23 protein-coding genes and 1 pseudogene are annotated in these 24,431 nt (G+C 74.5%); 15 read left to right on the top strand and 9 right to left on the bottom strand.

From position 1 onward, the window contains the following. Window positions 1-5: 5 nt before the first annotated feature. Entirely contained in the window at window positions 6-233 is a 228-nt protein-coding gene (locus WBK50_RS26145) for an FmdB family zinc ribbon protein (protein WP_341338146.1), read from the bottom strand. A 103-nt stretch (window positions 234-336) separates the two neighbouring features. After that, window positions 337-2,346: a glycogen debranching protein GlgX gene (gene glgX, locus WBK50_RS26140; RefSeq protein ID WP_341338145.1), complete on the bottom strand. Its 2,010-nt coding sequence runs from the start codon at window positions 2,344-2,346 to the stop codon at window positions 337-339. A gap of 85 nt (window positions 2,347-2,431) precedes the next feature. Here glgX and WBK50_RS26135 point away from each other — a divergent pair, with 85 nt between their 5' ends. The 7 genes from WBK50_RS26135 to WBK50_RS26105 all read left to right on the top strand — a co-directional run bounded on the left by WBK50_RS26135 (window position 2,432) and on the right by WBK50_RS26105 (window position 8,787). Further along, the gene (locus tag WBK50_RS26135; RefSeq protein WP_341339503.1) at window positions 2,432-3,196 is read left to right on the top strand and encodes an ABC transporter ATP-binding protein; all 765 of its coding nucleotides are present in this window, start codon (window positions 2,432-2,434) and stop codon (window positions 3,194-3,196) included. Window positions 3,197-3,275: 79 nt separating this feature from the next. Further along, window positions 3,276-4,055: an enoyl-CoA hydratase/isomerase family protein gene (locus WBK50_RS26130; RefSeq protein ID WP_341338144.1), complete on the top strand. Its 780-nt coding sequence runs from the start codon at window positions 3,276-3,278 to the stop codon at window positions 4,053-4,055. A 91-nt stretch (window positions 4,056-4,146) separates the two neighbouring features. Continuing rightward, a complete protein-coding gene (locus tag WBK50_RS26125) occupies window positions 4,147-5,079 on the top strand; it encodes a ribonuclease Z (protein ID WP_341338143.1) in 933 nt (310 codons plus the stop codon). Between the two features lie 98 nt (window positions 5,080-5,177). Continuing rightward, window positions 5,178-6,137 carry a class I SAM-dependent methyltransferase gene (locus tag WBK50_RS26120; protein ID WP_341338142.1) on the top strand — a complete coding sequence of 320 codons (960 nt, stop codon included), beginning with the start codon at window positions 5,178-5,180 and terminating at the stop codon, window positions 6,135-6,137. A 98-nt stretch (window positions 6,138-6,235) separates the two neighbouring features. Next, window positions 6,236-7,360, top strand: coding sequence for a MacS family sensor histidine kinase (gene macS / locus WBK50_RS26115; RefSeq protein ID WP_341338141.1), 1,125 nt, complete (start codon window positions 6,236-6,238; stop codon window positions 7,358-7,360). Window position 7,361: 1 nt separating this feature from the next. Further along, window positions 7,362-8,015, top strand: coding sequence for a response regulator transcription factor (locus WBK50_RS26110; protein WP_341338140.1), 654 nt, complete (start codon window positions 7,362-7,364; stop codon window positions 8,013-8,015). A 133-nt stretch (window positions 8,016-8,148) separates the two neighbouring features. After that, window positions 8,149-8,787 (top strand): response regulator transcription factor, encoded by a 639-nt coding sequence (locus WBK50_RS26105; protein ID WP_341338139.1) that lies wholly within the window; start codon window positions 8,149-8,151, stop codon window positions 8,785-8,787. Between the two features lie 37 nt (window positions 8,788-8,824). Here the strand turns inward: WBK50_RS26105 and WBK50_RS26100 are convergent, their stop codons facing one another. Further along, window positions 8,825-9,754: a nucleoside hydrolase gene (locus WBK50_RS26100; protein ID WP_341338138.1), complete on the bottom strand. Its 930-nt coding sequence runs from the start codon at window positions 9,752-9,754 to the stop codon at window positions 8,825-8,827. Between the two features lie 75 nt (window positions 9,755-9,829). Continuing rightward, window positions 9,830-10,042, bottom strand: coding sequence for a hypothetical protein (locus WBK50_RS26095; RefSeq protein ID WP_341338137.1), 213 nt, complete (start codon window positions 10,040-10,042; stop codon window positions 9,830-9,832). A gap of 78 nt (window positions 10,043-10,120) precedes the next feature. Here WBK50_RS26095 and WBK50_RS26090 point away from each other — a divergent pair, with 78 nt between their 5' ends. Continuing rightward, window positions 10,121-10,870, top strand: a complete 750-nt coding sequence (locus WBK50_RS26090; RefSeq protein WP_341338136.1) for an acyltransferase — start codon at window positions 10,121-10,123, stop codon at window positions 10,868-10,870. A 99-nt stretch (window positions 10,871-10,969) separates the two neighbouring features. On the opposite strand, the pseudogene WBK50_RS26085 reads toward WBK50_RS26090, so the two are convergent. The 3 genes and pseudogenes from WBK50_RS26085 to WBK50_RS26075 form a co-directional block, all read right to left on the bottom strand. Continuing rightward, window positions 10,970-12,258, bottom strand: a pseudogene (locus tag WBK50_RS26085) (glycosyltransferase family 4 protein). Between the two features lie 74 nt (window positions 12,259-12,332). Further along, window positions 12,333-13,808, bottom strand: coding sequence for a glycoside hydrolase family 57 protein (locus tag WBK50_RS26080; RefSeq protein WP_341338135.1), 1,476 nt, complete (start codon window positions 13,806-13,808; stop codon window positions 12,333-12,335). After that, window positions 13,805-14,563: a class I SAM-dependent methyltransferase gene (locus WBK50_RS26075; protein ID WP_341338134.1), complete on the bottom strand. Its 759-nt coding sequence runs from the start codon at window positions 14,561-14,563 to the stop codon at window positions 13,805-13,807. Before WBK50_RS26075 ends, WBK50_RS26080 begins: the two co-directional genes overlap by 4 nt. A 281-nt stretch (window positions 14,564-14,844) precedes the next feature. On the opposite strand from WBK50_RS26075, the gene WBK50_RS26070 reads away from it, so the two are divergent. The 7 genes from WBK50_RS26070 (at window position 14,845) to WBK50_RS26040 (ending at window position 21,907) form a co-directional block, all read left to right on the top strand. Further along, a complete protein-coding gene (locus WBK50_RS26070; protein ID WP_341338133.1) occupies window positions 14,845-15,939 on the top strand; it encodes a Gfo/Idh/MocA family protein in 1,095 nt (364 codons plus the stop codon). 62 nt (window positions 15,940-16,001) lie between these two features. Further along, window positions 16,002-17,078, top strand: coding sequence for a DegT/DnrJ/EryC1/StrS family aminotransferase (locus WBK50_RS26065; RefSeq protein WP_341339502.1), 1,077 nt, complete (start codon window positions 16,002-16,004; stop codon window positions 17,076-17,078). Then, on the top strand, window positions 17,075-17,908 hold the full coding sequence (locus tag WBK50_RS26060; protein WP_341338132.1) for a polysaccharide deacetylase family protein: 834 nt from the start codon (window positions 17,075-17,077) through the stop codon (window positions 17,906-17,908). The genes WBK50_RS26065 and WBK50_RS26060 overlap by 4 nt, the downstream gene beginning before the upstream one ends. Continuing rightward, window positions 17,905-18,534 carry a sugar transferase gene (locus tag WBK50_RS26055; protein WP_341338131.1) on the top strand — a complete coding sequence of 210 codons (630 nt, stop codon included), beginning with the start codon at window positions 17,905-17,907 and terminating at the stop codon, window positions 18,532-18,534. The genes WBK50_RS26060 and WBK50_RS26055 overlap by 4 nt, the downstream gene beginning before the upstream one ends. Then, on the top strand, window positions 18,531-19,511 hold the full coding sequence (locus WBK50_RS26050) for a glycosyltransferase (protein ID WP_341338130.1): 981 nt from the start codon (window positions 18,531-18,533) through the stop codon (window positions 19,509-19,511). Before WBK50_RS26055 ends, WBK50_RS26050 begins: the two co-directional genes overlap by 4 nt. Further along, window positions 19,508-20,593, top strand: a complete 1,086-nt coding sequence (locus WBK50_RS26045) for a GNAT family N-acetyltransferase (protein ID WP_341338129.1) — start codon at window positions 19,508-19,510, stop codon at window positions 20,591-20,593. Before WBK50_RS26050 ends, WBK50_RS26045 begins: the two co-directional genes overlap by 4 nt. Before the next feature lie 33 nt (window positions 20,594-20,626). Continuing rightward, entirely contained in the window at window positions 20,627-21,907 is a 1,281-nt protein-coding gene (locus tag WBK50_RS26040; protein WP_341338128.1) for a nucleotide sugar dehydrogenase, read from the top strand. Between the two features lie 22 nt (window positions 21,908-21,929). Here WBK50_RS26040 and WBK50_RS26035 read toward each other — a convergent pair whose 3' ends face one another. After that, entirely contained in the window at window positions 21,930-23,192 is a 1,263-nt protein-coding gene (locus WBK50_RS26035) for a hypothetical protein (protein WP_341338127.1), read from the bottom strand. Between the two features lie 25 nt (window positions 23,193-23,217). Beyond that, a complete protein-coding gene (locus WBK50_RS26030; RefSeq protein ID WP_341338126.1) occupies window positions 23,218-24,339 on the bottom strand; it encodes a hypothetical protein in 1,122 nt (373 codons plus the stop codon). Between the last annotated feature and the right edge of the window lie 92 nt (window positions 24,340-24,431).

The following is a 24,431-nucleotide window of genomic DNA, read 5'->3' as shown; positions in this document are numbered from 1 at the left end:
ACGCGTCAGCCGCAGCAACCGCCGCCGCAGCAGCCCCCGCCGCCGGCGGGCGCCATCGCGGGCCGGGGTGCGCCGGCGCCGCCGGCCCGGCCGCCGAGCGCGACCGTCGAGAGCAGCTTGACGGTGTCGGCGTGCCCGTGCGGGCAGTCCGCTGGGTCCGAGGCGGCGGCCATCGGCCGGTCGACCTCGAACGTCGTGGTGCACTCCCGGCAGCGGAACTCGTAGCGCGGCATGGGCAGCAGATTACGCCGCGGACCGCACGCCGGTCACCGCCGACGTCTTCGCAGCTCAGCTGGGGTCGTGCGGGTGGAACCTCGTTCTCGCGAGGTTCCACGCTCACAGGCTCCGGAGGAGCAGCACGGAGCGCGGCGGCAGGGTGATCGTCGCCCCGCCCCTCAACGGCCGGGTGCTGGCCGGGGTCCCGTCCGTGACCGTGCTGTCCAGGACGGGCTCGTAGTCGTGGTCCTTCGGCAGCGTGCAGGCCGCCGCGCCGTCGCCCGCGTGCATCAGCAGCAGGTAGTAGTCCGCGAGCACGACCGCGAGGGTGCGGGCGTCGCCGTCGTGCCAGTCCCCGTCCTCCATCGGCCGGCCAGACGGGTGCCACCAGAGCACCTCGCCGTCGACGTAGAACTGGTCCCGGTGCAGCACCGGGGACTCGCGGCGGATCGCCGCGACCCGGGCGGTGAACGCCTCCATCAGCGCGGCCTCGGAGGTGTCCGTCCAGTCCACCCAGGACGTCTCGTCGTCGCGGCAGTACGCGTTGTTGTTACCGCCCTGGGTCCGCCACCGCTCGTCGCCCCCGACGATCATCGGTGTCCCGATGGAGAGCAGCAGGGTCGCGAGCATCGCGCGGGTGGTCGCGAGCCGGCGCTCCTTGATCACCGGGGAGGTCGTCTCGCCCTCCGCGCCGAAGTTCTGCGACCGGTTGTCGTCCGTGCCGTCCCGGTTGCCCTCGCCGTTGCCCTCGTTGTGCTTACGCTCGTAGGACACGAGGTCGCGCAGGGTGAAGCCGTCGTGCGCGGTCACGAAGTTGACCGACGCCCACGGCCGGCGCCCCGAGAGCCCGTAGATGTCCGAGCTGCCGGTCAGCCGGGAGGCGAGCTCGGAGATCCGGCCGTGGCCGCGCCAGAAGTCCCGCACCGCGTCCCGGTAGCGGCCGTTCCACTCCGACCACGCGACCCCGAACCCGCCGACCCGGTAGCCCTCGCCGGTGGCGTCCCAGGGCTCGGCGACGAGCTTGGTCGTCGACAGGACCGGGTCCACCGCGATCGCGGTGAGCAGCGCGGAGTTCGGGTCGAAGGCGCCCGAGCGCGGCCGGCCGAGCACGGACGCGAGGTCGATCCGGAACCCGTCGACGCCGAACGCCAGCACCCAGTGCCGCAGCGCGTCGCAGACCAGCCGGATGACGGTCGGGGAGCCCGCGTCGAGGGTGTTGCCGCAGCCGGTGATGTCCGCGTCGTGGCCGCTGCCGCCGAGCGAGTAGTACGCCGGGGCGTCGAGGCCGCGGTAGGAGAGCGTCATGCCGCCGACGCCGCCCTCGCACGTGTGGTTCGGGACGACGTCGAGGATCACCTCGATCCGGGCCGCGTGCAGCGCCTCGACCATCGTCCGGAACTCGGCGATCTCCTGGCCGGGCACGCTCGCATAGCCGCCGTGCGGGGCGAGGAAGCCGAGGGTCGAGTAGCCCCAGTAGTTCGCCATCCCGCGCTCCACGAGGGCGGGCTCGGCGGCGCTGGCCATCACCGGGAGGAGCTCGACGGCCGTGACGCCGATCTTCGTCAGGTGCTCGATCACGGCCGGGTGCGCGAGCCCGAGGTAGGTCCCGCGGTGCTCCGGCGGCACCTCGGGATGCAGCTTCGTGAACCCGCGGACGTGCAGCTCCGAGATCACCGTCTCGGACCACGGGATCTCCGGCCGCGGCGGCGCCGACAGGGCCAACGGCTCCTCGACGACGGACAGCGGCACGTGGCCCAGCGAGTCCACCGTGCTGGGCGGGCCGGTCATCGGGTCCCCGACCCAGCCGCGCGCGGCGTCGAGATCGTCGACGCGGCCGGTGATCCGGCGGGCGTAGGGGTCCACGAGGATCTTGTGCGGGTTCGCCCGCGTGCCCTCCCACGGCCGGTACGGGCCGTGCACCCGGTAGCCGTAGCGCTGCCCGGGCCGCACGTCGGGGATGTGCCCGTGCCACACGCCGAAGGTGTGCTCGAGCAGCTCGACCCGCCGCTCGGTCAGCGCGCCGGGGCCGCCGTCGACCAGGCACACCTCCACGACGTCCGCGCTGGTGGAGGCGACTGCGAAGCGGACGCCGCGAGAGTCGGCGTGGGCACCCAACGGGAAGACCGGCACGATCGGTCAGGATAGGGGGGTGAGTCACCCCGGATCGCCCGCCGCGGACAGCGTCACACCCGAGCTCTCGGATCTGGTGATCCGGATGGAGGACGTGACGGTGCGGCGGGGCCCCACGACCCTGCTCCACTCCGTCGCCTGGGACGTCGAGCTCGACGAGCGCTGGGTCGTCCTCGGACCGAACGGCGCCGGCAAGACCACTCTGTTGCGCCTGGCCTCCGCCGAGATGCACCCCACCGCCGGCACGGTCGACCTGCTCGGGGACCGGCTCGGCAGGGTGAACCTCACCGAGCTGCGCCCCCGGATCGGCCTGACCTCGGCCAACCTCGGCACCCGCGTGCCGGGGGACGAGATCGTGTCCGACGTCGTGGTCAGCGCCGGGTACGGCGTGCTCGGCCGTTGGCGCGAGCGCTACGACGCCCAGGACACGGACCGCGCCCGCCACCTGCTGGACGCCCTGGGCGTCGGGCGGCTCGCGGACCGGGAGTGGCGCACGCTGTCCGAGGGCGAGCGCAAGCGCACGCTCATCGCCCGCGCGATGATGACGGACCCCGAGCTCCTGCTGCTCGACGAGCCCGCGGCCGGCCTGGACCTCGGCGGCCGCGAGGACCTGGTGTCCCGGCTCTCCGCGCTGGCCATGGACCCGGACGCGCCCGCGTCCGTGCTGGTGACGCACCACGTCGAGGAGATCCCGCCGGGGTACACGCACGGGCTGCTGCTCCGGGACGGCCGGGTGGTCGCGGCGGGGCTGCTCGACGACGTGCTCACCGACGACAACCTCTCCGAGACCTTCGGCCTGCCGCTCGCCGTGCAGCGCCGCCGGGGCCGGTTCACCGCCTGGTTGCGCTGACCCGCCTGTGCGCGCTTCTCGTCGCCAGGACGACGACAACCGCGCACGAGCGCCGCAGGCGCAAAGTAGGGTCCCCGGCGTGACCGAATTCGTGAGGCTCGAGGTCGACAACGGGGTGGGCACGATCCGGCTGGACCGGCCGCCCATGAACGCGCTCAACCGCCAGGTGCAGCAGGAGCTGCTCGTCGTGGCCGAGGAGGCCACCGTCCGGGACGACGTGCGCGCGGTGATCGTCTACGGCGGCGAGAAGGTGCTCGCGGCCGGCGCGGACGTCAAGGAGATGGCGACGATGTCCTACTCGGACGTGGCGCCCGTCGCCCGCAAGCTGTCCGCCGGGTTGGGAGCGATCTCCACGATCCCGAAGCCGACGGTCGCGGCCGTCACCGGGTTCGCGCTCGGCGGCGGCCTGGAGGTCGCGCTCGGGGCGGACCGCCGGATCGTCGGGGACAACGCCAAGCTCGGCTTCCCGGAGATCCTGCTCGGCATCTTTCCCGGCGGCGGTGGTACACAGCGGCTCGCGCGGCTGATCGGCCCGTCGCGGGCCAAGGACCTGATCTACACCGGCCGCTTCGTCGGCGCCGAGGAGGCGCTCGCCATCGGCCTGGTCGACGAGGTCGTGCCCGCGGACGAGGTCTACTCCCGCGCCGTCGAGTACGTCTCGCAGTTCACCAGTGGCCCCCGGCTGGCCTACGCGGCCGCCAAGAAGGCGATCGACGGCGGCCTGGACACGGACCTGCGCACCGGCCTGGACATCGAGTCCGAACTGTTCGCGGGCGTCTTCGCCACCGACGACGCGAGCGCGGGGATGGCGTCGTTCGTCGAGAACGGCCCGGGCAAGGCGAGTTTCACCGGCCGCTGACCCTGCTTCTTCCGCACGAGCGGCACCTTGTGCAGACCTACCGCACGAAGGTGCCGCTCGTGCATCCGGGCGGCCGGGTAGCGTCGTGTCCGTGGCGGCGCGGGAGTTGGTGGTGCTCGGGACCGCGAGCCAGGCCCCCACCCGGCACCGCAACCACAACGGTTACCTGCTGCGCTGGGACGACCAGGGGTTCCTCCTCGACCCCGGCGAGGGCAGCCAGCGCCAGATGCTGCTCGCCGGCGTTCCCGCGAGCGTGATCACCCGGATCTGCCTCACGCACTTCCACGGCGACCACTGCCTCGGCGTCCCGGGCGTCGTCCAACGGCTCTCGCTGGACCAGGTCCCGCATCCCGTGCACGCCCACTACCCCGCGTCCGGCGCGGAGTACTTCGCCCGGCTGCGGTACGCGTCGTCCTACCGGGAGTCCGCGGACCTGCGGGAACACCCGATCGACGGGGACGGCCCGATCGCCCTCGACTCCTTCGGCACGCTGGAGACGCGACGCCTGGACCACCCCGTCGAGGCGTTCGGCTACCGGCTCGTCGAACCCGACGGCGTCCGGATGCTGCCCGAGCGACTGGCGGCGGCCGGCATCGCCGGGCCCGCGGTCGGGGAGCTGCAGCGGACCGGCCGGCTCGGCGACGTCCGGCTCGCCGACGTCAGCGCACCGCGACCCGGCCAGCGCTTCGCGTTCGTCATGGACACCCGGCTCTGCGACGGCGTCTACGCGCTCGCCGAGGGCGTGGACATGCTGGTGATCGAGTCCACCTTCCTCGACGAGGACGTCGCCCTCGCCCGGGACTACGGCCACCTGACGGTCGGGCAGGCCGCGTCCGTGGCGGCCGAGTGCGGGGTGCGCACGCTCGTCCTGACGCACTTCTCGCAGCGCTACACCGAGCCGGAGCGGTTCACGGACCAGGCGCGGGCGGTGTTCGGCGGCGAGGTGGTGGTCGCCGCGGACCTCATGCGGGTCCCGGTGCCGAAGCGGCGCGTCAGCGAGCCCGGCCGGCACGGAGAACGCTGAGGCCCACAGGTGGGCGTTCTCCGAGGTCAGCAGGGGTCGTGCGCGCGCAGCCTCGTTCCAGCGAGGCTGCGCGCGCACAGGGGTTAGGGTTTCTACTCATGAGTACGGACCCGGCTCCCACACCGCACGCGACGGCCGAGCAGGTCGAGGCCGCGTGGCGCAATCCGAAGCTCGCCAACGTCCTCTACCACGACTGGGAGGCGGGCACCTACGACGAGAAGTGGTCGATCAGCTACGACCAGCGCTGCATCGACTACGCCGCCGGGCGCTTCCGGCTCGTCAGCGGCTGGGACGGCCGGCCCTACGAGCGGGCGCTGGAGCTCGGCTCCGGCACCGGGTTCTTCCTGCTCAACCTGATGCAGGCGGGCGTCGCGAAGCAGGGCTCGGTCACCGACCTCTCGCCCGGCATGGTCCAGGCCGCGCTGCGCAACGCCGGGCACCTCGGCCTGGACGTCGACGGCCGGGTCGCGGACGCCGAGCGGATCCCCTACGACGACGACACCTTCGACCTCGTCGTCGGGCATGCCGTGCTGCACCACATCCCGGACGTCGAGGCGTCCCTGCGCGAGGTGCTGCGCGTGCTCAGGCCGGGGGGCCGGTTCGTCTTCGCGGGCGAGCCGACGACCGTCGGGGACGCCTACGCCCGCAAGCTCGGGCAGCTCACCTGGAAGGCCACGACGACGCTCACGAAGCTCGGCCCGCTGAAGGGCTGGCGGCGCCCGCAGGCCGAGCTGGACGAGTCCTCGCGCGCCGCGGCGCTCGAGTCCGTCGTGGACATCCACACGTTCGACCCGGACGACCTGGAGCGCACGGCGCAACGCGCCGGCGCCCGGCAGGTCCGCGTCGCCACCGAGGAGTTCAGCGCGGCCATGCTCGGCTGGCCGGTGCGGACGTTCGAGGCGGCCGTCCCGGCGGGGAGGCTCGGCCTGCGCTGGGCGATGTTCGCCTACCACGGCTGGCAGCGGCTCTCCTGGCTCGACGAGCACGTGCTCTCCCGGGTGGTCCCGCGCGGCTGGTTCTACAACGCCCTGGTCACAGGAACGAAGCCGAGTCCGTAGTCCTGCGGATCCGATGGCCTCACCAGGCCGGGAGGATCGGCAGCGTGCTCGCCTCCTCTCCTCGAGGGATCTTGACCTCGCAGGTCACACTGGCTGACGTGGAGCGTCCCCTCGAACCCCTCTGGCGCGGGGTGATCGCCTTCCGGGTGCTGACGCTCGTCACCGTCATCGGGGTCGCGCTGTGGCGCCTGGGCTCCTACACCTCGCCGGTCGGTGTCACCGCCGTCCTGCTCGCGATGACCGTCTGGACCGCGGTGCTGGCCCGCGGGTACCTCGGCGCCCCGCCGGACGCCCCGGACCGGCGTGGCCTCCTCGCGGTCGCGGACGTCGTGGTGTGCGTCGGGATCATGATGACCACGCCGCTGCTGGTCACGCCGGACCAGCTGGACCTGGGGACGCCCGGCATGGGCTCGATCTGGACGTCCGGCTCGGTGCTGGCGCTCGCCGTCGCCTACACGTTGCCCGGGGGGCTGGCCGGCGCCGCGGCGATCTCGGCGGCGCTCGTCGTCTCCAAGTCCCGGGTCTCTTTGGCGGAGCTGAGTGACATCGAGCTGCTCACGCTGGCCGGGCTGACCGTCGGGTTCGCCTCGCTCGTGCTGCGCCGCGCCGCGGAACGGGTGCGCCGCGCCGTCGCGGAGCGGGCGGCGGCCGCGGAACGGGAACGGCTGGCCCGCTCGATCCACGACGGCGTGCTGCAGGTCCTCGCCCACGTCCGCCGCCGCGGGGCGGAGCTCGGCGGTGGTGCGGCCGAGCTGGGGATGCTCGCGGGGGAGCAGGAGGTGGCCCTGCGCACGCTCCTGACCAGCGGGTCGTCGGCGGAGGACCGGCGCGGCAAGCGTGACCTCGCCGCTGCGCTGCGTGCCCTGTCGTCCGGCCGGGTCACGGTCTCGGCGCCCGCGCACCCGGTGGAGCTGTCCGCGGGGACGGTCGCCGAGCTGGACGCCGTCGTGCGCGCGGCCCTCGCGAACGTCGAGACCCACGTCGGGCCGGACGCGCAGGCGTGGGTGCTGGTCGAGGACCTCGGGAGGAGCGTCGAGGTCAGCGTGCGGGACGACGGCCCGGGCATCCCCGAAGGACGGCTGGACGAGGCCGCGGAGCAGGGGCGGCTCGGCGTGGCGCGGTCCATGCGCGGAAGGGTGTCGGACCTGGGCGGCAGTCTCGAGCTCGACACCGGGCCGGGTCGCGGCACCGAGTGGATCATCCGGGTACCGGTGGAGGTCTGACATGGTGAGCGTGATGGTGGTCGACGACCACCCGATCTGGCGCGAGGGCGTGGCCCGGGACCTGGGCGAACGGGGCTGCGACGTCGTCGCCACCGCCGCCGACGGGCCGGCCGCGGTGCGGATCGCCCCGGCGGTGCGCCCGCAGGTGGTGCTCATGGACCTCAACCTGGGCGCCGGCTCAGGGGTCGAGGCGATCGCGGGCATCCTCGCGAAGCTGCCGGGGACCAGGGTCCTGGTGCTCTCGGCGAGCGGCGAGCATGCGGACGTCCTGGAGGCGCTCAAGGCCGGCGCGACCGGCTACCTGGTGAAGTCCGCCGGCGTCGACGAGTTGATCGACGCCGTGCGCCGTACCGCGGACGGGGTGCCGGTCTTCACCCCCGGCCTGGCCGGGCTCGTGCTCGGGGAGTACCGGCGCCTCGCGGGGGAGGGGCCGCGCGCCTCCGGGGAGCCCGCCGTGCCGGCGCTGACCGAGCGGGAGACCGAGGTGCTGCGGCTCGTCGCGAAGGGACTGACGGCCCGGCAGATCGGCGAGCGGCTCGTCGTCTCGCACCGGACGGTGGAGAGCCACGTGCAGAACACGCTGCGGAAGCTGCAGCTGCACAACAGGTCCCAGCTCGTGCGGTACGCGATCGAGCAGGGGCTGGCGGACGACTGAGCCGGGCGTGCGCGCAGGGTGACCGGGCGGTGCACCGGGCGGGTGAAGGTCGTCGTGCCGGCCACGCGGTGATCAACCACCTGGCAGGATTCGCGGCCGGGAGCCGGACCACGTCGGCTCCGGAGGGGGCGGGATGGCGGCGCGCGGCGGTGGCGTGTCCGGTGTGGACGGCGCCTCGACCACGGCGGTGGTGGTCGGGATCCCGGTGGGCGCCGAGCCGTTGACGCTCGCCGGGTTCGACGTCGTCGCCCTCGTGGCGTCGGCGGACGCGGTGCCCGGCGTCCTCCAGGTCCGGCCGGACGTCGTCGTGGTGGACCTGGACGCGGACGAGCGCGCCACGATCGCGGTCGGCGCCCTAGCCGCGGAGGCCCCGGACGTCCCCGTCGTCGCGGTGTCCGCCCGCGCCGAGCACACCGCGGTGCTGGACGTGGTGCGTGCGGGCGCGACCGGCTACGTGCTGCGGGACGACCCGGCCGCCGCGGACATCATCCGCTCGGCGGCGTCGGGGGGCGTCGCGTTCGGCCAGGGGCTCGCGGAGATCGTGCTGGAGTCCGTCGCGGATCCGGGCGCGCAGGTCGTCCCGCACCTCACCGAGCGCGAGGCCGAGGTGCTGCGCCTCGTCGTCGAGGGGCTCACCGCCCGGCAGATCGCGACCCGGCTCGTGCTCTCCCCGCGGACGGTCGAGAACCACATCCAGCGCACGCTGCGCAAGCTGGACGTGCCCGGCCGGGCCGCGCTGGTCCGCTACGCGATCGAGCACGGCCTGGCCTGAGCCCCTCCGGTCCCGCAACCCTCGGCCCCGCAGCCCCTCAGTCCCGCAGGCGGCGCGCGATCTCCTCCAGAACCGCGTCGACGTCGGCGTCGAGGGCGACGTGGACCATGGGGCCCGGTGCGTCCGGCCGCCCGTCGGGGACCGTGGCGCCGCGGGCCGGGCCGTGGTCGCAGGCCACCCGGATCGGCAGCGGGGTGGTGCGGAGCGTGCCGGGAACGATCGCCTCCAGCAGGGCGACCGCGTCGTGCAGGGCCACGGCGTCGCGCCCGTAGCGTTCGCGGAACGCGGCCCGGTAGGCCAGCAGGATGTCCGCCAGGGCCGCCCCGACCGCGCTCCCCGAGGCGAGCGCGTCGACCCACGGGCCGGGCGCCGCACAGCGCATCGTGAGGTCCAGCGGCACCAGGGTGACCGGGACGTCGACCTGGGTCAGGACCCGGTGGGCCGCCTCGGGGTCGGCGTAGACGTTGAACTCCGCCGCGCCGGTCGTGTTGCCGGCGCCGAGCGAGCCGCCCATCACGACGATCCGGCCGATCCGGCCGACGAGCTCGGGGTGGGTGGCGAGCAGCAGCGCGGTGTTGGTCAGGGGGCCGATCGAGGCGATCGTGACGGGCTCGGCGGCCTGCCGCAGGACCTCCGTCATGACGTCGACGGCGGGGCGCGGGTCCAGCGGGGCCTCGGCGAGCAGGCTCGCCGCCCGCCCGCCCAGGCCGTCCGCGCCGTGCCAGTCCGCGGCCTCCTCGGCCTGCGGGTACACGAGGGGACGGGCCGCGCCGGCGGCGACCGGGACGTCCGTCCGGCCGGCGAGGGCGAGGAGCTTGCGGGCGTTGGGCAGGGTGAACCCGAGCGCGACGTTCCCGAACGCGACGGTCACCGCGCGGACGTCGACCTCGGGGCTGCGTAACGCGAGGACGACGGCGACGGCGTCGTCCACGCCGGGATCGGTGTCGATGATCAGTGGTGTCGGCACGGAATCACGCTAGCCTGCCCGTCCGACGGCCGTACACGATCACCGCTGCCGGGTGACCGCGTACGAGGCGACGACCTACTCGGAGCGGGTCGGCTCGCTCTCGTTCTCGCCCTCGAGGTCCTCGGCCGCCTCGTCCGTCGCGCCGGCGTCGCTCGGCAGGTCCCCGGTGCGCTTCTCGCCGTGCTTGCCGAGCTCGCCGCGCACGGTACGGGCGCCCGCGCCGGTGACCGGGTTGGCGTCGCCCTCGTCGCCGGGCGCGTCGCCGGTGCGGGATTCGGTGTCGCTCACAGGGGTCCTCCTGGGGGTCGGGTTCGGTGGAGTGCCCGTCCCGGGGCCCGACCACACACCCGATTAGGGTCGTTCGGCATGACGACGATGTGGGGCTCGCCGCTGCGCGAACGGCTCCGGCCGGACGGCGGCCGCCATCCGCGGCAGGCCCGCTTCCTCACCTTGGCCTCGCTGCGGTGGGTCCTGCGGCACCGGGCCTGGACCCCCTGGTACCTCGTCCGCTACTGGCGGCTGCTGCGGTTCCGGGCCGCGAACCCGCACGTGATCCTCAACGGCATGGTGTTCCTCGGCCGCCGCGTCGAGCTGCACGCCCGGCCCGGGTACGGCCGGCTGGAGATCGGCCGCTGGGTGCACATCGGCGACGGCAACTCGCTGCGCTGCCACGAGGGGTCGCTGCGGATCGGGGACAAGGTCGTCTTCGGCAAGGACAACACGGTGAACTGCTACCTCGACGTCGAGATCGGCGCGGCCTCGATCGTCGCGGACTGGGTGTACGTGACGGACTTCGACCACGTCACCGCGGACGTCCACGTGCCGATCAAGGACCAGGGGATCGTGAAGTCGCCGGTGCGGATCGGGCCGGACACGTGGATCGGCGCGAAGGTGACGGTGCTGCGGGGAGCCCGGGTCGGCCGGGGCTCGGTGCTCGGTGCGCATGCCGTGGTGCGCGGGGACATCCCGGAGTACTCGATCGCCGTCGGGGCGCCGGCCAGGGTGGTCCGCAACCGGCTCGCGGACTACGAGGCGGACGCGGAACGCCGCGCGGCGATCGCGGACATGGCGCGCAAGCACCGGGTCGCGGTCGAGGAGCGCCTCCACCGCACCTGACCCCCCGAGTCGGGGTCTGTGGGCGCGCCTCCCGCCACTTGAGTGGCTCGAGCGGCGTCGCTGGCGCTTGAGCCACTCAAGCGGCGGACGGACCGCCGCTCACCCCGACTCGGTAGGCCCGGGAGCGCGACTCGCGGGGGTGTCGAGGACGTTGCCCGTGGGGATCTTGGGGCGGGGCAGGTCCTGCGGGCCCCCGTTCGGCGCCGCGGCGTAGGCCTCAGCGGTCCGGGCGGCGATCTGCCCCCAGTCGAAGTCCCGCGCGAGCCGGGCCCGGGCGGCGCGGGCGCGGACGGCTCCCGCGGCCGGGTCGTCGAGGGCGCGGCCCACCGCGGCGGCGAGCCCCGGGACGTCCGCGGGGGCGAACGACAGCCCCGTCTCGCCGTCGACCACGATCTCGCCCAGCCCGCCCGCTGTCGACGCGACGATCCGTGCCCCGGCGGCGGCCGCCTCCAGCGCGACGATCCCGAACGGCTCGTAGCGGCTCGGCAGCACCACCGCATCGGCCGCGACGAGCAGCCCGGACAGGTCCCGGTCCGGGAGGTGGCCGAGGAAGTCGACGCTGCGTCGCACCCGGTGCCGCCGTGCCTCGGCGAGCAGGAACTCCCGCTGCGTCCCGGTGCCGGCGACGAGCAGCCGCGTGCCCGGATGGTCTCGTCGGATCCGGGGGAGCGCGGCGATCAGGTCCTGCACGCCCTTCTCGTACTCGAGCCGGCCCAGGTACATCAGCAGGGGGTTGCCGTGGGGTGCGTAGGCGGCGCGCACCGCGGCCGCACGGTCCTTCCGGATCCGCCAGCCGCGGGCGTCGATGCCGTTGTGGACGACGGCGACCCGCGCGGGATCGAGGTCGAACAGCGTGGCCACCTCGCCCCGCATCGCCTCCGAGCACGTGATCACGGTGTCCGCCCGGTTGGCGAGCCACCACTCCACGGAGTGCACCTGCCGGTTGAGCGGCGCGGACAGCCAGCCCGCGTGCCGCCCGGCCTCCGTCGCGTGGATCGTGGCGACGAGCGGCACGCCGGCGACGTCCGCGAGGGTGACGGCGGCGTGCGCGGCGAGCCAGTCGTGGGCGTGCACGACGTCCGGGCGCCAGGTCCCGAGCCGGGTCAGCGCCGCGCGGACCATGCCGTGCCCCATCGCGAGCGTCCAGGCCACCATGTCCCGGCCGAACTCGAGGTGGGCGGGGTCCTCGGCGGCGCGCAGCACCCGGATCCCGTCGACCGCGGCGTCGGCGGTCGGGTGGGTGCCGGCGTCGCTGCCGGCCGGCTGCCGGGACAGGACGACGACCTCGTGCCCGGCCGCCGTCAGCTCGCGGGCCAGGGCGTGCACGTGCCGGCCAAGCCCGCCGACGACCACCGGGGGTACTCCCACGTCACCATCAGCACCCGCACCCCGCGCATCCTGGCAGGCACGTCAAACCGGGTTACCGGCGGGTAGCCCGCCCGGCACCGCGACCCGCGGAGGGTCAGGGGGCGAGGGAGCGGGCGTCGAGGTGGCCGAAGACCGGGTGCTCCCAGCTCTCGACGAGGGCGGCGGCGTCGGTGTGCTTGCCGTCGAGGAGGAGGGCGGAGAGGTCGGCGACCCGCGTCGCGTGGCGTTCGGCGCGGCCCCGCGCGTACCCGGCGGCGGAGTCCTTGCTGATCATGAAGGCCCAGTCGCTGGAGAGGGCGAGCAGCGCCTGGTCCGCGAGGCGGTCCTGCAGCGGGTCCCGGACGAGACCCGGGGAGAGCGCCGCCAGCAGCTGCTCCTGTACCCGTGTGTTCAGCGCCACGACGTCGGCGACCTGCGACCCCGCCCAGACCCGCCAGTCCTTGCCCGAGCCCCACGACGACTCCGGCAGCGCGACGGGTTCGCCGACCAGCCCCGCGTCGACCGCCCCGGCCAGCGTGGTCACCCGCACCCCGGCCTCCGGCAGCGCCCGCAGCACGGCCTCGAGCCAGGCCGGGCCCTCGTGCCACCAGTGTCCGAACAGCTCCGTGTCGAAGGCGGCGACGGTGAGCCCCGGCCGGCCGAGCCGTTCCCGGATGCCGGCGAGCCGCTCCCGCACCACCGCGACGAAGTCCGCGGCGTCCCGCGCGACGGCGGCGGCCGCCCGCCCCGGGTCGTAGGGCGCCTTGTCCTCGGGTGCGACGTTCCGGCCGGTCACCCGGGCGGGCTTGAGGCCGGACGGGTGGTCGTAGGTGTGGAAGTCCCGGTAGTCCCTGCCCCCGGGGTAGCCGCTGCGGGGCGCCCACACCCGGTAGGTGACGTCGAGGTCCCGGCCGATGCACAGGACGTCCGAGTCCCCGACCGGCCGGGCCAGCGCGGTGTCCCCGCGCAGCGCGGGCCCGTCGACGAGGAACCGGCGCACCCCGGCCGCGGCGTAACCGGTCTCCATGCCGGGCGCGTAGCCGCACTCCGGGGCCCAGATGCCCGCCGGCCGCGTCCCGGTGCGCAGAGCGGCGTCGGCGAGGCCCGCCTCGAGCCCGAACGCGCGCACCCGGGGGTCCAGGAGGGGGCCGAACGGGTGCGTGGCCGGGCCGCCGAGCAGCTCGACCGCGCCGGAGTCGGCCAGCGACCGCAGCACCGGCGAGCCGCCGTGCCGCCAGCGCGTCTCGAACTCGGTGAGGGCGGCCGCGGACGTCCGGTGCTCGTGGGCCGCCAGCTCGCCCAGCCGGGGCGCCGCGCCGTGGGCGCGGAGCTGCCAGCCGCCGAGCCAGTCGTGGACGCCGCGCAGGGCGTACGGGTCGTCGAGCTGCGCGGCCAGGACGGGCGTGACGCCGAGGGTCAGCAACTCCCGGCGGCCCTCGTCCGCGAGGCGCCGCAGCATCGCCGTCACCGGCAGGTAGGAGTGGGCCCACGCCTGGTAGAGCCACTCCTCGCCGACGGGCCAGCGGCCGTGGTGCGGGAGCCACGGCAGGTGGCTGTGCAGGACCAGGCAGAACGTCCCGACGGTCTTCACGGGCGGACGGCGAACGCGACGAGGTCCAGGCTCGCGTCGAGGTCGTCGGCGGTCAGCGTGAAGTCCCCGGTCGTCACGCCCTCGACGTCCGCGCGCAGCTCCGCGGGCCACTCCCCGCCGCCCAGCGCGACCGCGACCTGCGCCTGCACCAGGGAGCCGTGCCGCACGTCGAGCTCGCGCAGCCGCGGCCCGTGGTGCAGCCCCCGCACCTCGACGGCGTCGAACCCGGCCTCGCGGACCAGGCCGGCCAGCTCGCGGGGGTCCAGCTCGCGCGTGTGGAACGGGTTGAGCGGCGTGTCCAGGCCGGGGGAGAAGGTGATCCGGTTCGGGGTCGAGACCACGAGCGTGCCACCGGGGCGGAGCACCCGGAGGCACTCCCGCAGGAAGCCCGGCTGGTCCCACAGGTGTTCGATCACCTGCAGGGAGACCACCGCGTCGAGGCTCCGGGTGGCCAGGGGCAGCGCCACCAGGTTCGCCCTCGCCACCGCCACCTCGGGATAGCGGCGGACGACGTGCGCGGCCGTCGCGACGTCGTAGTCCAGCGCGACGACCCGGCGCGCGACCCGGGCGAGCAGGTCCGCCCCGTAACCCTCGCCGCATCCGGCCTCCAGGACGGTCGCGCCGGCGCAGCGGGGCGCGAGCGCGGCGTAGACCGCCTCGTGCCGGCGGAACCAGTAGTTCTCCTCGGGGATCCCCGGAACGGTCCGTTCCCCGGTCAGGGGCAGGCCCGCGGGTGCGTCGGCGGAAGGCGTCACCCTCTGCACGGTGCCAGACGTCCGGTGGCGTCCGCGGCCGGGTCCGGGGTCGTGGTTCTAGAACGATCGGACGAACATCATCTGCATTCGGCCGCTATTTGGGCGGATTACCAGAAAGACATCCTGGAGCTGTAACTCCGATCACCGCTGTTTCGATCCTGTTCATGGACCGGACGAGTCGGCCACTTCGCGGGGGCGGAGCGGCGCGCCACATGAAGGACGGACTGGCAATCACCTGCGGGGGTGGGTGTATGAGCGCGAAAACGTTTTCGCGTATCGCAGTGATCGGGTTCGGTTACTGGGGAAGCAAACACGTCCGGGTGCTGGGAACGGTGCCCGGTGTCGACGTGACCGTGGTGGATCCGGACCTCGACCGGCTGGCGGACGCCGTCTCCCATCACCCGACGGTGCGGACCGCGCGCCGCCTCGCCGCGGTGGCCGACGACCTCGACGCGGTGATCATCGCGACGCCTCCGTCGACCCATTACGCCCTGGCGGCCGAGGCACTCGCCGCCGGCCTGCACGTGCTCGTGGAGAAACCGCTGGCCACGTCCGTGGTCGACGCCGAGACGCTCGTCGACGCCGCCGAGGCGGCGGGGCTGACGTTGATGGTCGGACACACGTTCGAGTACAACCCGGCGGTCCGCCGCCTGCGCGACATCGTCCGGTCCGGGGTGCTCGGCCGGATCCTCTACATCGACGCCGCCCGGCTCAACCTCGGGCTCTACCAGCGTGACGTGAACGTCATCTGGGACCTCGCGCCCCACGACATCTCCATCGCCTCCTACGTCCTGGACGCGATGCCGATCTCCACGGCCGTCTGGGCGTGGCGCAACGTCGGGCGCGGACATCCGGACGTCGCGTATCTACGACTGGATTTCCCGGACACCCACACATTCATTCACGTGAGTTGGTTGAACCCGGACAAAGTGCGCCGGACCACGATCGTCGGGGAACGGCAGATGGTGGTCTACGACGACCTCTCCGACAAGGAGCGGATCCGCATCTACGACATCGGCGTCGATCCCGACGTGGCCGACGCCGAACCGTCGACCGGGAACATGCCGGTGAGCTACCGCACCGGGGACATCACCTCGCCGTACCTCCCGTTCGGTGAGCCGCTGATGATCGAGGACCAGCACTTCGTGCAGTGCGTCCGGGGTGAGGCGGTGCCGGAGACCCCGGGCCGGCGCGGCCTCGATGTCGTCCGGGTGCTCGAGGCGACGGACCGCGCCCTGGCGTCGGGCCGTGCCACCTGGGTCGGGGACGAGCGGGGCGTGGTGCCCGGCGGCCCCGACCGGATGGGCGGGCCGGGGCTCCGGCGGGTGCCGCCCCAGGAGCGCCAGGTCGTGCCCCGTCCGCGGGCGGACTGGTGACGGCCCCGGCGGCGACGGTCCCCTTCCTCGACCTCGGGTCCGACCTCGCGGCGTCGGCCCGGATGCGAGCCGAGCTCGACGAGGCCTGGCACCGCACGCTGGGCAGCGGTCGGTTCGTCGGCGGGCCGGAGGTCGCCGCGTTCGAGGCCGAGTTCGCCGCATACTGCGAGGCGGCGAACTGTGTCGGTGTCGGGAACGGGACGGACGCTCTCGAGCTGGTGCTGGAGGCGCTCGGGGTCGGCCCCGGTGACGAGGTCGTGGTCCCCGCGGCCACGTTCGTCGCGACCGCCGAGGCGGTCGTCGGGGTGGGGGCGGTGCCGCGCTTCGTCGATGTCGACGCGGACACGCTGCTGCTCGACCCGGCGGCGGTCGAGGCCGCGATCGGGCCCCGCACCGTGGCCGTCGTCGCGGTCCACCTGTACGGGCAGATGGCCGATCTGGAGGCGCTCGCGCGGGTGACCGACCGGTACGGCCTCGCGCTCGTGGAGGACGCGGCACAGGCGCACGGGGCGCGCCTGTCCGGGCGGCGGGCCGGCTCGGTCGGCGTCGCCGCCGCGTTCAGCTTCTATCCCGGCAAGAACCTGGGTGCCCTCGGCGACGGCGGCGCGGTCGTCACCGGGGACGACGCGCTCGCCGCCCGCGTCCGCCGGGCGGCGGACCACGGGCGGTCCGACGACGACCGGCACCTGCACGTGGTGTCCGGGCGCAACAGCCGGCTCGACGGTCTGCAGGCGGCGGTCCTCCGGGTGAAGCTGCGCGGGCTCGACGCCGCCAACGCGGCCCGGGTGGCGGCGATGGCGCACTACCGCGCCGCCCTGCCGCCCGGATGCGTGCCCCTCGCCGTCCGGCCCGCCGCCGACCCGGTACACCATCTGGCGGTCGTGCAGGTCGAGGACCGGGCGGTGACGACCCGGGCCCTCACCGAGGCGGGCATCGGCTGGGGCCTGCACTACCCGGTTCCCTGCCAGCGGCAGCCCGCGTTCCTGCGGGACGGCCGTCCCCCCGTGCCCCTGCCGGTCGCCGACGCGGCGGCCCGGCGGGTCCTCTCGCTCCCCATGTCGCCCACCCTCACCGCGGAACAGGTCGAACGGGTGTGCGCGGTGCTCGCGTCGGTCCCGGCGCTCGGCGGTGCCGCGTGAGCGCGCTGCGGGAGCGGGCGCGCTCGCTGCGCGGGCTCACGGTCCCGGCCACCCCGCCGGTGCTCATGTACCACTTCTTCGGCGAGCCCCCGGCCACCGGCGACCCGGAACGGCTCTTCGTCGGCCGGGACGAGTTCGCCGCCCAGCTCGCGGACCTGCGCTCCCGCGGCTGGCGGCCGCTCGACCTCGACGGCTACCTCGCGGCGGTCGCCGGCGCGCCGACCCCGCGCCGCTCGTTCCTGCTGACGATCGACGACGGACACGAGTCCGTCGTGGACGTCGCGGCCCCGATGCTCGCCGAGGCGGGCGTGCCGTCCGTGCTGTTCGTCTGCCCCGCGCTGCTCGGCGACCGGGCGCGCTGGTCCGAGCACTACCCCGACGAGCCGCTGGCGGGTGCCGAACGGATCGCGGCCCTGCCCGCGCAGGGCATGGAACTGGGCGTCCACGGACTCGACCACACCCGCCTCGCCGCGGTCGGGCCCGAGGTCCTCCGGGCGCAGACCGCGGACGCGCGGTCCCTGCTGCGCAGCGTGACGGGCGTCGACGCCCGCTCCTTCGCCTACCCCTTCGGCACCCACGACGCCGACTCCCGCCGCGCCGTCGCCGACGCGGGTTTCGAGGTGGCGTTCGCCGTGGCCCGCGAGGCGGGCCCGTTCGGGGTGGACCGGGTCTACGTCCGCCGCGGGGACCCGCTGCCGCTGTTCCGGTTCAAGCTCACCGTCGGTTACCGGATGGTGTCCAGAGTGGCGGGACGAGTGCCGCGGCTGCGCCGCTGGGCCCGGTTCGCGATCGGCGCCGCGCGAGGTGTGCGGGCGGGGAGGCCCCGATGACCCCGATCGCGACCGGGCGCTTCGCGCGGGTCCTCGACGTCCTGATCGCCCTCGTGCTCCTGATCCTGCTGGGCGTCCTGATGCTGCTCATCGTGGCCGCGATCCGGCTGGAGAGCCGCGGGCCCGCGTTGTTCCGCCAGCGGCGGGTCGGGCGGGGCGGCCGCCCCTTCACCATGCTCAAGTTCCGGACGATGTCGGTGGGCGTCGACGACGGCGGGCTGCGGGACCTGATCGGCCGCGAGCTCCGCGGCGAGGACACGGTCGTCGACGGCAGCTCCAAGCTCGCGGGCGACTCGCGGGTCACCGCGTTCGGCAGCTTCCTGCGCCGCTCCAGCCTGGACGAGCTGCCCCAGCTGCTCAACGTGGTCCGCGGCGACATGGCGCTGGTCGGGCCCCGGCCGTGCCTGGAGTGGGAGGCCCAGCTGTTCCCCGAGGAGTTCCTGCCCCGCTTCGGCGTGCGTCCCGGGCTCACCGGGCTGTGGCAGGTGAGCGGGCGCAGCCGGCTCGGCACGCTGGACATGCTCCGCCTCGACCTCGAGTACGTCCGGCGCCGCTCGCTCTGGGTGGACCTGGTCATCCTCGTCCGGACCGTGCCGGCCCTGCTGGGCGGGAACGGGGCCCGATGAGCACGCTGTTCCTCGCCACGACCGGGGGCCACCTGACCCAGCTGGTCGCCCTCGCCGAGCGCATCCCGGAGGACCCGGACAGCTTCTGGGTGACGCACGCCAACGAGCAGAGCCGCTCGCTGCTCGACGGCCGGGAGGTCGTCTACCTGCCCTACGTCGGGGTGCGCGACGTCCCCGGCGTCCTGCGCTGCGTCCCCGTCGCCCGGGACCTGCTGCGCCGGCGGGACGTCACGCGGGTGGTGTCGACCGGCTCCGGCATCGCCCTGGGGTTCCTGCCCTACCTCGCGGCCCACGGCGTGGAGTGTCACTACATCGAGAGCGCCGCCCGCGTGGGCGGGCCCTCGCTCACCGGCCGGCTGCTCCGCCGGGTGCCGCGGGTGCACACCTACACCCAGCACCGCGGCTGGGCCGACGCCCACTGGCACTACGGCGGCAACGGGTTCGACGCCTACGAGGCGGCCTCCTGCCACCGCGAACGGGCGGCCGGGACGCCGCTGCGGGTGGTGGTCACGGTCGGCACGGCACACGAGTTCCCCTTCCGCAGGCTGTTCGTCCGGCTGGCCGCGCTGCTCGGCCGGGGTGGCGAGCTCGAACGCGCGGCGGGCCGGCGGGTCGAGGTGCTGTGGCAGACCGGTGGCACGCCCGTGGAGGACCTGCGGCTCGACGCCGTCCCGTTCCTCCCGGCGGCGGACCTGGCGGCGGCGCTCGCCCGCGCGGACGTCGTCGTGAGCCACGCCGGGACGGGATCCGCGCTGGCCAGCCTCGAGGCCGGCCGGTTCGCCGTGGTGGTGCCGCGCGAGGCGCGGCTGGGCGAGGCGGGGGACGACCACCAGCGCCAGCTGGCCCGCGAGCTCGACGGGCGCGGGCTGGCCCTGCACCGGGAGGTCGGCGGCCTCGGTGTCGAGGACCTGCTCGCCACCCTGGCCACGGCGGTACGCCGGGTCTCGACGGTCCGGGCCTTCGAGCTGCGGACATGACCGTGTTGCGCACCACCCCCGGGCCCCGGCTCCCGGTGCGGGAGACGGTGGAGGTCGACCCGCGGACCGACCCGGCCTGGGAACGGTTGGTCCGCACCGGTCCGGGGAGCCTCTTCACCTCACCGCCGTGGCTCCGGGCCGTCTGCGGGGCCTACGGCTTCACGCCCCACGCGGTGGTGGCGCGCGACGGCGGGGGTTCGCCGGTCGGCGGTCTGACGTGGGTCCCGCTCGACGACCCCCGGGGCGCGCGGACCTCCAGCCTGCCGTTCTCGGACCGCGCGGACCCGCTGTGCGCCGACGAGGCGACGTGGGCGAACCTGCTCGACGCCTCCGGCCTCGCCGCACCCGGCGCGCCCCCGTTCGCCCTGCGCTGTCTCGACGGCTCGTCCGCGGAGGCCGATCCGCGGCTGCGCACCACCGGACGGGCGGCGTGGCACGGCACCCGGCTGGACACCTCGCCGGAGGAGCTGTTCGCGCGGCTCGACCCCTCGGCCCGGCGCGCCGTCGCCAAGGCGGGGCGCTCGGGCGTCGTCGTCGAGCTGCGGAGCGATCTCGGCGCGGTCCGCACCTTCCACGGCCTGCACGTGCGGCTGCGCAAGGACAAGTACCGCATGCTCGCCCCGCCGCTCGCCTTCTTCGAGCGGATCTGGGCCGAGTTCGCGCCGGACGACCACCTGGTCACCGCGCTGGCCCTGGTCGACGGCGAAGCGGTGGCCGGCGCGCTGTTCCTGGAGTGGGACGGCGTCCTCTACTACAAGTTCGGCGCCTCCCGGCACGAGCACCTCGCGGCCCGGCCCAACGACGCCGTCTACTGGGCGGGCCTCGGCCACGGCCTCGGGCGCGGGCTCGAACTCGTCGACTGGGGGCTCAGCGACCTCGACCAGCCGGGCCTGGTGGCCTTCAAACGGAAGTGGGCCTCCGCCGAGCGGAGCCTGCTCACCCTGCGCGCGGGGGAGCCGGACCCCGGGAACGCCGCGTTCGGGGCGACCCTGGCCGAGCTCACCCGGCTGCTCACCGACGCCTCGGTGCCGGACCCGATCACCGAACAGGCAGGCGCCCTGCTCTACCGCTGGTTCTGCTGACCGCCGGCCCCGCGCCGGCACGAGGGAGTCACCGTGCCCGAACCCGCAACAGCCGAAGGCCCCGACGTCGTCGTGGTCGGGCAGGGGTACGTCGGCCTTCCGGTCGCCCTGCGGGCGGCCCGGGTGGGCCGCCGGGTCCTGGGCTTCGACCTCGACAAGGACCGGGTCGACAAGCTCCGGCGCGGGGAGAGCTTCGTCGACGACGTCACCGACGCGGACCTGCGCACGGTGATCGCCGACGGCCGGTTCCGGGCGGGCGACGACGCGGCCGAGCTGGCCGGGTTCTCCACGGCCGTGGTCTGCGTGCCGACCCCGCTGCGCGACGGCGCGCCGGACCTGGGGCACATCGAGAGTGCCGCGCGGCTGCTCGCACCGCACGTCACCCCGGGCTGCTGCGTGGTGCTCGAGTCCACGACCTACCCGGGCACGACGGAGGAGGTGTTCGCCCCGATCCTGGAGGCGGGTTCCGGCCTGCGTGCGGGGCCGGACTTCCACCTCGGCTACAGCCCCGAACGCATCGACCCGACGAACCCCCGGTTCGGGCTGGTGAACACGCCCAAGATCGTCTCAGGGGTCGACGAGGCCTCGGTCCGGGCCGTGCGGGCGTTCTACGACCTGCTCGTCGACGAGACCGTGCTCGCCGGCTCCGTGCGCGAGGCCGAGCTCGCGAAGCTGCTCGAGAACACCTTCCGGCACGTGAACATCGCGCTGGTCAACGAGCTGGCGATCTACTGCCACGAGCTCGGCATCGACGTCTGGTCGGTGATCGACATGGCCGCCACGAAGCCCTTCGGCTTCATGCGCTTCACCCCGGGCCCCGGCGTGGGCGGGCACTGCCTGCCGATCGACCCCTCGTACCTGTCCTGGCAGGTGCGCCGGGCGCTGGGCCGGACCTTCCGGTTCGTCGAGATCGCGAACGACGTCAACGACAACATGCCCGGCTACGTCGTCGCGCGCGTCGCCGAACACCTCAACCGCCGGCGGCTCGCGGTGAACGGCAGCCGGATCCTGCTGGCGGGGCTGACGTACAAGCGCAACTCCGGCGACGTCCGATCGTCCCCCGCGATCCTCGTCGCGCGGCGGCTGCAGGCTCTGGGCGCCGACCTGCACGCCGTCGACCCGTTCCTGACGGCGGCCGACGTGCCCGAGGGCGTCGAGCTGGTCCCGTGCGACGCGGAGCAGGTCGCGGCCGCGGATCTCGTCGTCGTGCTGACCGACCACGACGAGCTGGACTGGGAGCTGCTCGGCAGCGTGCCCGAGCACGTGCTGGACACCCGCAACCGGCTCCGCGGGCCCGCGGTGGACCGGCTCTGACGACGCCCGCGGACGGGGACCGTCACCCGCGCAGGGACCGGCGGTGCGCCACCAGGAACGTCCGCCACCACAGCAGCGTCGCCACCCCGCCGGCCACGGCCTGCGCCACCACCGCGGCCATGACCCCACCCTGGTAGCACGCCACCGCGACGACCACGAGCATCAGCGGGGCCGCGATCGCGCGGACCCGGAACGACCGGGCCGCCTGCCCGATGACGCGCAGCCCGGTCGTCGCGCCGAAGTTGAACGCCGCCGTCGCGAAGACGAACGCCAGCGGCAGGATGAGCGGACGGCTCTCGGCCCACACCTCGTCCAGCAGGAGTTCCCCCAGCTGCGCCGGCATGAAGTACACCGCGAGGCACAGCACCAGGACGGCTGCCGCCATCAGGGCCGAGAGCCGCAGCATCCGGCCCGGGAACGCCGTGGGGGTCGTGTCCTGGGTGCGCCGTGCGAGCTGCACCAGGAACACCGAGACCCCGGCCGTGAGGACGTTGACCGGGCCGAGGGCCACCAGCGCGCCCCGGAAGGCGGCGGTGGCGCGCAGGCCGGCCACGGCGGTGATGAGGTAGACGACGCCCTGCTGCAGCAGCGCGATCAGGCCGTAGTCGCCGAGCATGGGCAGGATCATCGTGCGGTTCCCGCGGAGCCACTCCGCTGCGGCCCGGATGCTCGGCCGCCACCGCAGCCGCACCGCGAACACCAGCCCCGCGACCCCGCCCGACACGACCCAGCAGGCGAGCACCGTGGAGGCCGAGGTGGCCGCCCGGGGGAGCAGGGCCAGGGACGCGAGCGCCCCCACGAGCCAGAGCAGGTCGTTCGCCGCCGCCAGCCAGGGCGACCCCCGCCAGAACGCGATGTAGCGGGCGATGTCCTGGAGCAGGAGGAACGGCAGCCCCGCGCCGAGCACCAGGAGGGCGCCCATCAGCGCGCTCCCGCCCGCAACGGACCACGCGACCCAGGAGCAGAGGGTGAACAGGACCCCCAGGGCGAACGCGGCCGAAACGGCTCGGCCGACGACGTCCTGCGCCGCATCGGCCCTGGTCAGCAGCAGCGGGTCGCCCACCACGGCCCGGCCGATCCCGACGCACACGAAGTAGGTGGTCATGGCCACGCTCACGACGCCGAACGACTCGAGCCCGAGCAGATGGGCGGCGAAGAGCGAGACGAGCAGGTTGGTGAGGCTGGACAGCCCCTGGTCGACGATGTTGCCCAGCAGCCGCACGGTCTGGGCCGTCGTCCGCCGCCGGGGCTCCTCGCCGCCGTCCGACTCCTCGCTCCAGCCCACGGTCAGCAGACCCCGCCGGCGGGCATCAGGCCAGGACCTCGTCCTCGAGGAACCGCAGCAGCGCGTCCGGGCCGCAGTGCCGGGGCACGCCGACGACGAGACAGCGCGCCCGCGCCTCCGACAGCCCCGCCTCGATGACGGCCGCGGTCTCCCGGATCATCGCGTCCGCGGTCGGCCACCGCGTGGTGGGACCGGCCGCGTGGATGGCCGCCAGCCAGAGCCCCAGCGGCTCCAGCTCCACAGCCAGCACCGACGTGGCGACCCGCGCGAGGTCGTGGGGGGTCGAGACGTCCAGCGTGAAGTCGGCGGAGTCCGTCCGCCTGAGCTGGACCGCCTCGGTGACCCGGCCCGACTCCGCGACCGCGCCGTCGGAGAAGAGGTCCTCGCCGTGGACCCGCCGCCGCACGCTCCGCGCGCCCAGGAGACGCCGGCGCGCCTCCCAGTGGAACCGGTCCGCCCGCGACCTGCCGCGGAGGAGCTCGCGGCGCAGCGCCCCCTGGCCCGCCACGTTGGCGGCGAACACCTGCACCCGCTGCGGCGTGCGGTGGGCCGTCCCGGACACGTCGAGGACGGAGAGGTCGTCGGAGAGGAACCGCCAGGACCCGGTCTCGAGCATCTTGAGCAGTGCGGCGGTCTTGCCGACGCCGCCCCAGGCCATGAACAGGACGGTCCGGTCGCCGTTCGTCACGGCGCTGGAATGGACCCACGACTGGCCCAGCGGCACCTGGGCGAGCTGCACCGCCTGGTCGAACACGGTGTAGTAGAAGCGCTTGGCCAGCCGTCCCGCGGCGTCGTCGAAGGACTGGTCGACCAGCCGCACGGCGCGCGCGGCCGGCGGGCTCCGCCACCAGCCGGGCGCCGACTCCACCGCCACCTCCAGCGCCGGCCCGTCCCACCGCAGCGAGTGCGACAGGTACCGGTCCCGGACGGCCACGGCGTCCGGGCCCACCAAGAACCGGTCCACCTCGACCGCCTCGCCCGCGGGAACGACGTGCGGGCCGAACCGGAAGCAGAGGCTCCCCTTGCAGCCGGTGCAGTCCCGGCTCTGGTGCTCCAGCTCCGCCGCGGCCGCCTCGGCGATGAAGTCCCGACCGGAGAACTCGATCTCGAGCCGCCCGAGCCCGATGCGCCGGACGTCCGGATCCATGATCCCTCCAGGCCGTCGTCGGCATAAGTCGAGCAATCCGGCGCCGGCCGACCGGCGCGCCCCTCACGGATCTCTCGCAGGCCAGCCCCGAC

It is taken from the genome of Pseudonocardia sp. T1-2H (assembly GCF_038039215.1).
Classification (GTDB): domain Bacteria; phylum Actinomycetota; class Actinomycetes; order Mycobacteriales; family Pseudonocardiaceae; genus Pseudonocardia.
The sequence above is the reverse complement of the archived record's forward strand: the minus strand, read 5'-3'. Positions and strand labels throughout refer to the sequence as shown.